The sequence below is a fragment of the Serratia grimesii NBRC 13537 genome, assembly GCF_001590905.1.
In the GTDB taxonomy this organism is placed as follows: domain Bacteria; phylum Pseudomonadota; class Gammaproteobacteria; order Enterobacterales; family Enterobacteriaceae; genus Serratia; species Serratia grimesii.
Map to the genome: position 1 here is coordinate 232,236 of NZ_BCTT01000011.1, position 12,563 is coordinate 244,798.

A 12,563-nucleotide genomic window follows, 5' to 3' on the forward strand; every position below is an offset into this window, starting at 1 on the left:
CGCCCGATTTCAAACTGAACGATACTAAAATTAGTTCATCCAGCGGTTGTTGCTTTTGCGACGTGGGATCAGGTGCGGCAACAACAAGCCAAGCAGCAAGCCAACGCCGGCTACACCGCCGCCGTACATGAACCACTGCAGAATAATAGTACGCTGTTTGTCATCGAGTTGCAGGTTAACCGCGTTAACCTTTTTCTGGGCGACGACCAGTTGGTTCTTCAGATCTTGGTTTTCCTGTTGCAGACCGCTGATGGTGCTGTCGCTACCCGCCACTTTTTGCTGCATTTCTGCGGTGCGTTGGTTCCAGCTGTTCTCGATGTTAGCCAACTTGTCAGTCAGGGTTTTCACCTGTTGTTCCAGCGCAGGTACTTGGGTACGCAGGCTTGGTGTTTGGCTAAGCTGATCCAGCGGGATCCAGGTGGTGCGGCCCTTGGCATCGCGGATCTGGCCATAATTAGTGCTGTCATTTACGCTCAACAGGGTCACTTCTTCACCGGCGTTCAGGGTACCGACAATACGGTACTGATTACCCGGGCCGCTGTGGACATAAGTATTCAGTTCATCGGAGATATAGCGCTTATCTTCGGCATGTGCGCCCCAAGTGATGCTGAAGCTCAGCACGGCAAGGCAAATTAGGCGTAATTTCTGCATTAGTTCATCGTTTCTGTGTGAATTTATGGGAACGATAGTAGAGCGTTCAGTCTGACGACGCAACGCAAAAACCGGAATGAGAACTATCTTACTGTGGCAGATTCTGTGAGTTGCGCAGCGTTTTATAACGTAACAGGTTTTTTCTGCAGTTAGCAGGGTTAAGGCGCTGGGAATCGCGGTAAGATAACGGCAACTGTGCGTCACCGGGCAGAACGTGGCAGGTAAGGCCTGCCGCCGTGAAGGCTGACGCGAATGCGTAACTTATTGGTGTAAAAGACTTATGACCGTTGAAATAGAACTGAAATTTATTGCTACCCCGGATGCTGTTGCCGCTTTGCCGCAGCAACTGGCGGCTTGGCCGAACCAACATTCCGCGCCGCAAAAACTGACCAATATTTATTTCGAAACCGCTGATAATTTTCTGCGTGGTCACGACATTGGGCTGCGCATCCGCGGGTTCGATGACAGCTATGAAATGACCATCAAAACCGCCGGTAAAGTCGTCGCAGGCTTACATCAACGCCCGGAATACAATGTCGCGATCGCCACGCCAGAACTGGCGCTGGATCAGTTCCCGGCGGATATCTGGCCGCAGGGCTGTGATATCAAAGCGTTACAGCAGTCGCTCCAACCGTTGTTCCGTACTGATTTTGTGCGGGAAAAGTGGGTGGTCACTTACGGTAAGAGCGAGATTGAGGTTGGTCTTGATCAGGGCGAAGTGAAAGCGGGAGAGCTGAGCGAAGCGCTGTGCGAGATCGAGCTGGAGCTTAAAACCGGGAATACCGAAGATTTGCTGGCGCTGGCTAACGCACTGGCAGAACACGGCGGCCTGCGTCAGGGTAGCCTGAGTAAAGCAGCGCGTGGTTATCATCTGGCACAAGGTAATGCCCCACGTGAGCGCCACCCGTTGGCGGTCTTGAAACCTGCGGTCAAATCCAGCGTTGAACAAGGGATGATCGCCAGTTTTGAATTGGGTTTGAGCCATTGGCAATATCACGAAGAACTGTGGCTGCGCGGAGATACTCAGGCACGCCGTTCCGTTATGGAGGCGATTGCACTGATCCGCCAAGCTCTGGTGATCTTTGGCGGCCTGGTGCCGCGTAAGGCCAGCGCCGATCTGCGCGCCCGCTTGACTGCACTGGAACCGCTGCTGATCGATAAAGCCACTCAGCCACAGGAGCTGTGCTACAGCGCAGAGTATCTGCAATGTAAGTTGGCACTCACATCATGGTTGGTGACCGGCGCCTGGCGTCCGTTTATTGATGCCAAGGCGCAGGCTAAGCTTGACGGTTCTTTCAAACGTTTCAGCGACATTATGCTGGGGCGTAGCGCTGCGGAATTGAAAGACGCTTTTACCCGTACGCTGAACGATGATGAATACGAAGAACAATTGCCACGTCTGACGCGTCAGGTCTCGGCATTTATCCTGCTGTCAGGTGCTTACCCTGACGACGAAACCGGCCCCTACATCGACGGCTGGCGTGAGCTGCAGTTGGCGATAGCCGAACGACGCCAGGGCTGGTACGAAGGCAGCCGTAAGCAAGCCTTATCGCATGCGCCATTCTGGTTAAACGGCGCGCTCCGCTAATTAAGCTGGCCTGCGAGGCGTGGGCCGCAGAACGGATCATTCATTATGTTGCCACTCTCAGCAGCGTTACAGGCTCAGGCACAGAACATCGTGCAGCGTTTTCAGGAAACTCAGGGCGCGGACAGCGCGCTCAGCGATCAGGAACAGCGGGTTTTAGCGTCGAGTGACTTTGTCTGTGACATGTTACTCCATCAGCCTGAATGGCTGGAGACACTGCGCAAGCAACCGCCGGTGGCGGACGAGTGGCTGCATTACGCCGCCTGGCTGCAGGATGATTTGGAAGAGGTGCGCGACGAAGCGCAACTGATGCGCGTACTGCGCCTGTTCCGGCGTGAGACGCTGGTGAGGATTGCTTGGGCGCAGGCGCAAGAACTATGCAGCACGCAAGAGACGCTGTTGCAGCTCAGTGGGCTGGCGGAAACGCTGATTGTCAGTGCTCGTGATTGGTTGTACCAAACTTGCTGCCGTGAATGGGGGACGCCGTGCAACGCTCAGGGCGTACCACAGCCGCTGCTGATCCTCGGCATGGGGAAGTTGGGCGGTGGCGAGCTGAATTTTTCATCCGATATTGATCTGATCTTTGCTTACCCGGAAAACGGCCAAACTCAGGGCGGACGGCGTGAACTGGATAACGCCCAGTTCTTCACCCGCCTGGGGCAGCGGTTGATCAAAGCGCTGGATCAACAAACTATCGACGGCTTTGTTTATCGTGTGGACATGCGGCTACGGCCCTTTGGCGACAGTGGTCCACTGGTGATGAGTTTTGCCGCGCTGGAAGACTATTACCAAGAGCAAGGGCGCGACTGGGAACGTTATGCGATGGTGAAAGCACGGCTGATGGGTGGTTCAGAAGACGCCTACAGTGAGGAGTTGCGCAAAACTTTGCGACCGTTTGTCTTCCGCCGCTATATCGACTTCAGCGTGATCCAGTCACTGCGCAATATGAAAGGCATGATTGCGCGTGAGGTGCGGCGGCGTGGGTTGAAAGATAATATCAAGCTGGGTGCTGGCGGCATTCGCGAAATTGAATTTATCACTCAGGTATTCCAACTGATCCGTGGTGGGCGTGAACCTGCATTGCAGGGGCGCTCCTTACTGCCGACATTACAGGCCGTGGGGGAGTTGGGGTTGCTGGAGTCGCAACAGGTCCAGGCAATGAGCGCCAGTTACCTGTTCCTGCGTCGGTTGGAAAACCTGCTGCAGGCGATTGCCGATCAACAGACACAAACGCTGCCGCAAGATGAACTCGATCAAGCGCGTTTGGCTTGGGGGATGGGGTTCGGTGACTGGTCGGCACTGTTGACCACGCTCGATGGGCATATGCAAGCAGTAAGGGCCGTATTTAACGACTTGATTGGCGACGATAGCCCAGATGTTGGTGAAGATCCGGATTATCAGAACTACCACAGCTTGTGGCAGGATGCCTTGGAAGAAAACGAGTTGGCACCGCTGACGCCGCACCTGGACGAAGACGCGCGCAAGCAAATGTTGCGTACCATTGCTGAATTCCGTCATGACGTTGATAAACGCACCATAGGTCCACGTGGCCGGGACGTACTTGATCAACTGATGCCGCGCTTACTGGCGGAGGTGTGCCCGCGTCAGGATGCGCCGACTGCATTGCTGCGTTTGACTCAGTTGCTGCTGAGTATCGTGACCCGTACCACCTACCTTGAACTGCTGGTGGAATACCATGCAGCACTTAGCCATTTGATTCGTCTGTGCGCTGCCTCGCCGATGGTTGCCAACCAACTGTCGCGTTACCCGTTATTGTTGGATGAATTACTGGATCCAGCGACGCTCTATCAACCGGTAGCTCCGGATGCCTATCGCAGCGAACTGCGCCAATACCTATTACGGGTACCCGAAGACGACGAAGAGCAGAGGCTGGAGGCATTACGCCAGTTCAAGCAGGCCCAACAGCTGCGTATTGCCGCCGGGGATATCTCGGGCGCGTTGCCGGTAATGAAAGTGAGTGATCACCTTACTTACCTGGCTGAAGCCATCATCGACACAGTGGTGCAGCAGGCGTGGAACGATATGGTTGCGCGTTATGGCCAGCCAACGCATTTGCAAGAGCGTGAAGGGCGTGGTTTTGCGGTGATTGGCTATGGCAAGCTGGGCGGTTGGGAGCTGGGTTACAGTTCTGATCTTGATCTGGTGTTTATTCTGGATTGCCCACCGGAAGTGATGACCGACGGGGAGCGCAGTATCGATGGCCGCCAATTCTATCTGCGTCTGGCACAGCGTGTGATGCACCTGTTTAGTACCCGTACCTCGTCCGGCATATTGTATGAAGTTGATGCCCGTTTGCGGCCATCGGGTGCGGCTGGCATGTTGGTCAGTACCGTCGAGGCGTTTGCTGATTATCAGCAAAACGAAGCCTGGACCTGGGAACACCAGGCACTGGTGCGGGCGCGCATTGTGCATGGCGATCCGGCGTTGCATCAGCAGTTTGACATTATCCGTCGTGAGATCCTGTGCAAACCGCGTGATCCAGAAACGCTGCGGCGTGAGGTCCGTGAGATGCGGGAGAAAATGCGCAGCCACCTTGGCAGCAAGCAACGTGATCTCTTTGATATCAAAGCGGATGAAGGTGGGATCACCGATATCGAATTTATTGCCCAGTATCTGGTCTTAGGCTATGCGGGCGCCGAACCGCGCCTGACGCGCTGGTCTGATAATGTGCGTATTTTTGAGTTGATGGCCAATTACGACATCATGCCGGAAGAGGAGGCGCGTGCGCTGACTCAAGCGTATGTCACCATGCGCGATGAGATCCACCACCTGGCGCTGCAAGAGCATTCCAGCAAGGTCAGTAATGGGCAATTCATTGCCGAACGTGAGCAAGTCCGCGCCAGTTGGGTGAAGTGGCTGGGCTGAGCAAGCCAGTTGCGCAATACGTTTTGCAGCTATTACAAACGTCTGTGGTAATATCTGCGCCACTAAAATTTTGTACTTTTTTGGAGTTATCGGATGAAAGTTACACTGCCTGATTTTCGCCGCGCCGGGGTATTGGTGGTGGGTGACGTCATGTTGGATCGCTATTGGTATGGGCCGACCAGCCGTATTTCACCGGAAGCGCCGGTGCCGGTGGTCAAGGTTGAAACCATTGAAGAGCGTCCCGGCGGTGCGGCTAACGTGGCGATGAACATTGCTTCGCTGGGTGCTAACTCACGCCTGGTGGGCCTGACCGGTATTGATGACGCAGCGCGGGCGCTGAGTGCCAAATTGAACGAAGTGAACGTGCGCTGTGATTTTGTCTCGGTGCCGACGCATCCGACCATCACCAAACTGCGCGTGTTGTCACGTAATCAGCAATTAATCCGTCTCGACTTCGAAGAAGGCTTTTCTAACGTCGATCCGCAGCCGCTGTTGGAACGTATTCAGCAGGCATTGCCGCAGATTGGCGCGTTGGTCCTGTCTGATTATGCCAAAGGTGCGCTGAGCCAGGTGCAGAGCATGATCCAACTGGCTCGTGCTGCCAAAGTCCCGGTGCTGATTGATCCTAAAGGCTCTGATTTCGAGCGTTATCGCGGTGCAACGTTGCTGACGCCAAACCTGTCCGAATTCGAAGCGGTGGTAGGTCACTGCAAAGACGAAGCCGAACTGGTTGAGCGTGGCATGAAGCTGGTGGCGGACTTTGAGCTTTCTGCACTGTTGGTCACCCGTTCCGAACATGGTATGACGCTGTTGCAGCCGGGCATCGCGCCGCTGCATTTGCCAACGCTGGCGCAGGAAGTGTTTGACGTTACCGGTGCCGGCGATACCGTTATCGGCGTGTTGGCTGCGGCACTGGCTGCCGGTAACACACTGGAAGAGTCCTGTTTCCTGGCCAATGCCGCCGCTGGCGTGGTGGTGGGTAAGCTGGGGACGTCTACCGTTTCACCGATCGAACTGGAAAACGCGGTACGTGGCCGGGCCGAAACCGGCTTTGGCGTGATGACCGAAGCCCAGTTGAAAACCGCTGTGGCGCAAGCCCGTCAGCGCGGTGAGAAAGTCGTGATGACCAACGGTATCTTTGACATTCTGCATGCCGGTCACGTCTCTTATCTGGCGAATGCCCGCAAACTAGGCGATCGCCTGATCGTAGCGGTAAACAGTGATGCCTCTACCAAACGTTTGAAGGGCGAAACCCGCCCAGTCAACGCGCTGGAAAACCGCATGATTGTACTGGGTGCACTGGAAGCAGTGGACTGGGTGGTGCCATTCGAAGAAGACACGCCACAACGCCTGATCGCCGATATCCTGCCGGATCTGCTGGTGAAAGGCGGTGACTACAAGCCTGAAGACATCGCAGGCAGCACTGAGGTGTGGGCCAATGGCGGCGACGTCAAAGTCCTGAACTTTGAAGACGGCCTGTCGACCACCAACATCATCAAGGCAATCAAAGACGGGCATGGCTAACATTTTATTTTTAGCCTAAATAATTCGAGTTGTATCAAGGCGGCAATCGAGAGAGACCGAATCACTTACACGCGTAAGTGATTCGGGTGACAAATCTGCCGTGAGCAGATTTGAACGCTGTGTGCCGCGGCCCGAAGGGGAGGCTCATGGATGGGCCGAATAACTGAGCGGCCAACGCGGATACAGCCTAGAGTATGAAGGATAAAACGGCGGTGGGCAGTGAGTGGACTGAAGCAAGAGCTGAGTTTGGCGCAGGGCGTTGGGCTATTGTCCACTTCACTGCTGGGTACCGGCGTATTTGCCGTTCCTGCTTTGGCGGCCCAGGTGGCGCAGGGCGATAGCTTGTGGGCTTGGCCTGTGCTGATTGCATTGGTCTTTCCTATTGCTATCACCTTTGCGGCTCTGGGGCGGTATTTTCCCAGTGCCGGTGGTGCTGCTCACTTCGTCGGCCTGGCCTTTGGCCCGCGTATGGCGAAGGTGACCGGCTGGCTTTTTTTGTCGGTGATCCCCGTGGGATTGCCAGCGGCATTGCAGATTGCCGCAGGTTTTTGGCAGGCCACATTCGGTTGGAGTGCCAACGGCCTGCTGCTGGTGCAGATTGCCACGCTGGTGATTATCTGGTTACTGGGCATGCGCAGTGCTGGTTCCAGCGCTAATGTTCAAACGTTGATCGCGATTCTGGTGGTGGCGCTGGTCGCCGCTATTTGGTGGCGAGGCGACATTTCACTGACTCACATTCCCTGGCCGACGTTCACCGAAATTTCTCCCCCTAATCTGTTCCATGCACTGGCAGTGATGTTCTGGTGCTTTGTTGGTTTGGAGGCGTTTGCGCATTTGGCGACAGAATTCCGTAACCCACAGCGCGATTTTCCACGTGCGCTGTTGTTTGGCATGTTGGTTGCCGGGGCGGTGTATTGGGGGTGTACCGTAGCGGTATTGCATTTTCATGCCTACGGTGAGCATCAGGCGGCGGCTGCGTCGTTGCCAGGTATTGTGGTGCAACTGTTTGGCCAACATGCGCTGTGGGTGGCCTGCATAATTGGTTATCTGGCCTGCTTCGCCAGCGTGAATATCTATACGCAAAGCTTCGCAAGGCTGGTGTGGTCGCAGGCGCAGGATCGCCCTGACAGCGCGCTGGCCAAACTGTCCGCCGGGCAGGCACCTGTCAATGCACTCAGCGCAGTGGTCGGCAGTTGCCTGTTGTTCACCTTGCTGATTTATACATTGAATCTGCCGCTGGATACGTTGCTGGTGTATGCCAATGGGATCTTCGTGTTTATTTATCTGTTGTGCATGCTGGCGGGCTGTCGGATTTTGCATGGGCGTTCGCGCCTAATGGCGGCGACGGGCTTGGGGTTGTGTGTGTTGTTGATGGTGATCATCGGCTGGAAAAGCCTGTATGCGCTAGGAATGTTTGTACTGATTGGGTTGATATTGCAATTTGCGTCGAAGGCGGCGTTGAAACAGCAATAAGGGCGCGGTACTGCGCCCTTATCAATAACTTACTCTGCGTCAGGCTGTTGTGCTACTGGTGCTGTGTTCAGCTTGCTTTCCAGCTCGTTCATACGCTGTTCCAGCAAGGCCAGTTTTTCACGGGTACGCAGCAGTACCTGAGTCTGCACGTCGAACTCTTCGCGGTTAACTAAATCCAGACGGGTGAGCTGTGACTGCAACACCTGACGGATTTTCTTCTCAACGTCTTCCCCGAATTCGCGCACACCTTTAGGCATGGACTCATGCACCTGACGTGCGATCTGTTCAATTTTTTTCGGGTCAATCATGGCGTATCCCTTTCAGAGTTTAATAGCTGTCGCCTAGTGTAATGCGAGTTGCCCGCCGGATAAACTATTAACCGCATTCCCTGATGCTGACCGAATTGTGCTTTTGCCAATTGCCCTGATTAATCATTAGCGTTATAGTCGAGAAGCTTATTCTCAGGGCGGGGTGCAAGTCCCCACCGGCGGTAAATCACCTTTTACGGTGAAAGCCCGCGAGCGCTCAGCCAGTCTTTTGCAGTTTGGTTAGAGGTCAGCAGATCCGGTGTAATTCCGGGGCCGACGGTTATAGTCCGGATGGGAGAGAGTAACGGTATCTGCCGGGTTTGTGCCCGCTTGCGTTATTTTTTTAGCTATTGCTAGCTACTCCTCAAGTTCGCCCTGGTTCTGGTAATCCATAATTTATTAATGAGGTTTTTTACCATGAATCAGACCCTACTTTCAGATTTCGGCACGCCGGTAGAACGCGTAGAACGCGCTCTTGAAGCATTGCGCAATGGGCGCGGTGTGATGGTGCTCGATGATGAAAATCGTGAAAACGAAGGTGACATGATCTTCGCCGCAGAAACCATGACCGTTGAGCAGATGGCACTGACCATCCGTCACGGCAGCGGTATTGTGTGCTTGTGTCTCACCGAAGACCGCCGTCAGCAGCTTGAGCTGCCGATGATGGTGACTAATAACTCCAGTCAGTTCCAGACAGCTTTCACCGTGACGATCGAAGCGGCGCAGGGCGTGACGACCGGTGTTTCGGCTTCCGACCGCCTGACCACTATCCGTGCGGCTATCGCTGATAACGCCAAGCCGAGCGATCTGAACCGCCCAGGCCACGTGTTCCCATTGCGTGCACAACCGGGTGGCGTACTGAGTCGTCGTGGCCATACCGAAGCGACTATTGATCTGGTGGCAATGGCGGGTTTCAAACCTGCCGGTGTGCTGTGTGAACTGACTAACGATGATGGCAGCATGGCGCATGCGCCGGAAGTTATCCTGTTTGCCAAACAGCATGACATGACTGTACTGACCATCGAAGATCTGGTGGCTTATCGCCAGTCTCACGAAAAGAAAGCCAGCTGATATCCGACTGATTTTCTGAATATGAAAAAAGCCGCGTAACGCGGCTTTTTTTGTGCCTGAAAATGATTAACTGATGCCGCCGCTTTGCAATAATGCCAGGCTGAATCCCATTACTGCCATCCCACACAGCACGCCGTAGCTTGGGTTATTATGTGGGTCGATTTCTTTCGCTAATGGCATCAGCTCATCAACCGATAATGCCACCATGATACCGGCAACCGCGGCCATAATTGACGCCATTACTACCGGCGAGATCATCGGCCCGAGCAGCAGAAATGCCAGTACACCCCCGAGAATTTCCGCTAAACCGGAAATACCTGACCATAGCAGCGCTTTGGTTTTTGAGCCGGTGGCGGCATACACCGGACCGGCGACCGCCAAGCCTTCAGGGATATTATGGATGGCAACGGCCAGCGCGATACCCATTCCCAACTCTAGATCGGTGCTGGCGGTAACGTAGGTAGCAATACCCTCAGGGAAATTGTGCAGGCTAATGCCCAGCGTCAGTAACACAGCGGTACGTTTCAGATTGTGCGGCTTGAGTGGTTTCTGCAGCAAATCCTGAGGATGCTGGTGCGGCAGCATGCGATCCAGCGCAAAGTAACCCAAAAGGCCAAGCATGAACATGCTGTACCCCAGCATAGGCGACATACCAACGGTGTGCAGCGCAGCGGGTAACATTTCCATCAGCGATATCAACAGCATAATCCCGGCGGCGAAGCCGAGAGCAAACGCCAGCATTCGGTTGGATGGCTTCTGGCCAATAATGCCGAACAGCGCACCGACAAAGGTGGCGCCACCAGCCAGCAAGGTCAGGAGTAGCGGTACGGACATAGTTGTCTCCTCATACCCGTCGTTTTCAAGTGACAGCGTTGTTACCTGCACGCTGGGGATGAGCGAATTGGGTACCTGTCTGCAACTTGAAAGCTATCGGGTATATGCTGAAATTATTGTTTATTTTCTGATACTAACAGACCAAAAGTATAAATCGAATGGATTTAGCTGATTGCTTCCATTGCTTTAACCATTCAAATTTATTGAAGATCATCATCACGGTTATCCGGCTGTGCCATTGAGGCAAACGGCGTAGTCTAGTCCTCAGAATATATTGTGACTAACCAAGGATCCTGTATGAACACCTCTCGTATGCCTGCACTTTTCCTCGGTCACGGTAGCCCGATGAACGCACTGGAAGAAAACCGCTACACTCAGACATGGCGGCGGCTTGGTGAAACATTGCCACGTCCAAAGGCTATCGTCGCTGTTTCTGCCCACTGGTACACCCGTGGCACCGCGGTGACGGCGATGGAGAAACCAAAAACTATCCATGACTTTGGTGGGTTCCCGCAGGCGCTGTTTGATACACAGTATCCGGCTCCGGGGTCACCTGCGTTAGCGGCAAAAATCCAGCAACTACTGGCGCCAATCAACGTCACTGCAGACGTCAGTGAGTGGGGATTAGATCATGGTACCTGGGGTGTACTGATCAAGATGTACCCTGAAGCGGATATCCCGATCGTACAGCTCAGCATCGATGGTACCCAGCGGGCAGAATATCATTATGAGCTGGGTCGCAAGCTGGCAGCATTGCGTGATCAAGGGGTGATGATCGTCGCCAGCGGCAACGTGGTGCATAATCTGCGGATGGTCAAATGGCAGGGCGAAGCTACCCCGTATCCGTGGGCGGCATCGTTTGATAAATTCGTGCGGGATAACCTGACTTATCAGGGTAATAACCATCCGCTGGTGAATTTTATGCAGCACGAAGGTGCGGCGTTGTCGAACCCAACGCCGGAACATTTCCTGCCACTGCTGTATGTGCTCGGTGGTTGGGACGGCAAGGAAGAAATCACCGTACCGGTAGATGGTATCGAGATGAGCTCTTTGAGCATGTTGTCGGTACAGGTCGGCTAATCTGTCACGCCAGCTTAGGCTGGCGTAGATTTATTGGCAAAACCGCAAGATTCCCGGATCACCAATGACGGTGGCAGAATGATGCGTTTTGGCGGCTCATCATTGCCTTGAATACGACTGTACAGCAATTCCCCAGCCTTGCGACCGATCTCGCGTGAGGCCACTGATACGGTGGTTAAACCCGGCTGTACCAAAGACGCTTCGGTAATATCATCAAACCCAATCAACGCAAAATCTCTGCCAACCTGGCGGTCGAACTTACGTAATGTCTGCATCACACCCAACGCAACAATATCCTGATAGCACAACGCTGCAGTGATTTCAGGGTGGGCCATCAACAACTGTTCCGCAGCTCTGGCACCAGAGCTCTGGCTCGCTTCACTGTCTACGATCCATTCCCCTTTTACCACAATGCCGTGTTCAACCAGCTTGCTGGTGTAGCCTCCAAGTCGCTGTGCGCGGGTGGTAGAGCTGATGGAGCCCCCAATAAACGCGATATGACGGTGTCCCAAATCCAGCAGGTGCTGAGTCGCCAATTGGGTGCCCAAGAAATTATCGGTGCCGACAAAGTCAAAGTGCGCATCGGCCACCGGGCGGACTACCATAATGGCCGGTATCTTGCGGCGTTTCAGTGTTTCAAAAAACAGGGTAGGTGTTTGCCGGGCGGCGCACAGCACCATGCCGCTGGCACTGTTCTGCAGCAGCGAGTCGACAAATTTTTGCTGTCTGTCAGCCGACTCTTCGCTGTTAGCCAGAAATAGCATCAACTGATGACGTTCCATCTCTTGGCTAAGCCCAGCGGTCATCTCTGCATAAAACGGATTGGTGATATCGTGCAGTAGCAGACCGACCTGATTGCTGCTGCGATTACGCAGGTTAGCGGCGGTCTGGTTGTATACGTAGCCCAATTCATCAATGGCGCTCAGGACTCGCTTACGGGTGTCATCCGATATGCGGCCGCGGTTGCGCAATACCATCGATACCGTGGCGGTAGAAACTTTTGCATGTGCGGCGACGTCCGCCAAGGTAATTGTGCTCATTTGATGTCCTGTCGGTACTGTTTGTCAGACTAAGGTATAACGATTAACCTAATTTTTTAAAATAACGAAAATAAATCGTGATTAATGTCACGAAAATTCGGTTTTTTACGC

10 protein-coding genes and 1 riboswitch are annotated in these 12,563 nt (G+C 54.1%); of the genes, 6 read left to right on the forward strand and 4 right to left on the reverse strand.

The genetic code is table 11. The annotated features are described in order from the left end of the window. Positions 1-30: 30 nt before the first annotated feature. Positions 31-651 (reverse strand): TIGR04211 family SH3 domain-containing protein, encoded by a 621-nt coding sequence (locus SGR01S_RS15075; protein ID WP_061807863.1) that lies wholly within the window; start codon positions 649-651, stop codon positions 31-33. A gap of 280 nt (positions 652-931) precedes the next feature. Here SGR01S_RS15075 and SGR01S_RS15080 point away from each other — a divergent pair, with 280 nt between their 5' ends. The 4 genes from SGR01S_RS15080 (at position 932) to yjeH (ending at position 8,119) form a co-directional block, all read left to right on the forward strand. Then, entirely contained in the window at positions 932-2,239 is a 1,308-nt protein-coding gene (locus SGR01S_RS15080; RefSeq protein ID WP_061807864.1) for a CYTH domain-containing protein, read from the forward strand. Between the two features lie 45 nt (positions 2,240-2,284). After that, positions 2,285-5,122, forward strand: coding sequence for a bifunctional [glutamate--ammonia ligase]-adenylyl-L-tyrosine phosphorylase/[glutamate--ammonia-ligase] adenylyltransferase (gene glnE, locus SGR01S_RS15085; RefSeq protein WP_061807865.1), 2,838 nt, complete (start codon positions 2,285-2,287; stop codon positions 5,120-5,122). A 93-nt stretch (positions 5,123-5,215) separates the two neighbouring features. Further along, on the forward strand, positions 5,216-6,646 hold the full coding sequence (gene hldE, locus SGR01S_RS15090) for a bifunctional D-glycero-beta-D-manno-heptose-7-phosphate kinase/D-glycero-beta-D-manno-heptose 1-phosphate adenylyltransferase HldE (RefSeq protein WP_061807866.1): 1,431 nt from the start codon (positions 5,216-5,218) through the stop codon (positions 6,644-6,646). Between the two features lie 219 nt (positions 6,647-6,865). Continuing rightward, positions 6,866-8,119: an L-methionine/branched-chain amino acid transporter gene (gene yjeH, locus SGR01S_RS15095; RefSeq protein WP_061807867.1), complete on the forward strand. Its 1,254-nt coding sequence runs from the start codon at positions 6,866-6,868 to the stop codon at positions 8,117-8,119. A gap of 29 nt (positions 8,120-8,148) precedes the next feature. Here yjeH and ubiK read toward each other — a convergent pair whose 3' ends face one another. After that, a complete protein-coding gene (ubiK, locus tag SGR01S_RS15100; RefSeq protein WP_037416503.1) occupies positions 8,149-8,427 on the reverse strand; it encodes a ubiquinone biosynthesis accessory factor UbiK in 279 nt (92 codons plus the stop codon). A gap of 145 nt (positions 8,428-8,572) precedes the next feature. Continuing rightward, a riboswitch (FMN riboswitch) is annotated at positions 8,573-8,734 on the forward strand. Positions 8,735-8,844: 110 nt separating this feature from the next. Here ubiK and ribB point away from each other — a divergent pair. Beyond that, positions 8,845-9,498, forward strand: a complete 654-nt coding sequence (gene ribB / locus SGR01S_RS15105; protein WP_037416506.1) for a 3,4-dihydroxy-2-butanone-4-phosphate synthase — start codon at positions 8,845-8,847, stop codon at positions 9,496-9,498. Between the two features lie 66 nt (positions 9,499-9,564). Here the strand turns inward: ribB and zupT are convergent, their stop codons facing one another. Beyond that, positions 9,565-10,332, reverse strand: a complete 768-nt coding sequence (gene zupT / locus SGR01S_RS15110; protein ID WP_037416508.1) for a zinc transporter ZupT — start codon at positions 10,330-10,332, stop codon at positions 9,565-9,567. 297 nt (positions 10,333-10,629) lie between these two features. Here zupT and ygiD point away from each other — a divergent pair, with 297 nt between their 5' ends. Next, positions 10,630-11,412, forward strand: a complete 783-nt coding sequence (ygiD, locus tag SGR01S_RS15115) for a 4,5-DOPA-extradiol-dioxygenase (RefSeq protein ID WP_061807868.1) — start codon at positions 10,630-10,632, stop codon at positions 11,410-11,412. Positions 11,413-11,426: 14 nt separating this feature from the next. On the opposite strand, the gene SGR01S_RS15120 is transcribed toward ygiD, so the two are convergent. Beyond that, positions 11,427-12,452 carry a LacI family DNA-binding transcriptional regulator gene (locus SGR01S_RS15120; protein WP_037416513.1) on the reverse strand — a complete coding sequence of 342 codons (1,026 nt, stop codon included), beginning with the start codon at positions 12,450-12,452 and terminating at the stop codon, positions 11,427-11,429. Between the last annotated feature and the right edge of the window lie 111 nt (positions 12,453-12,563).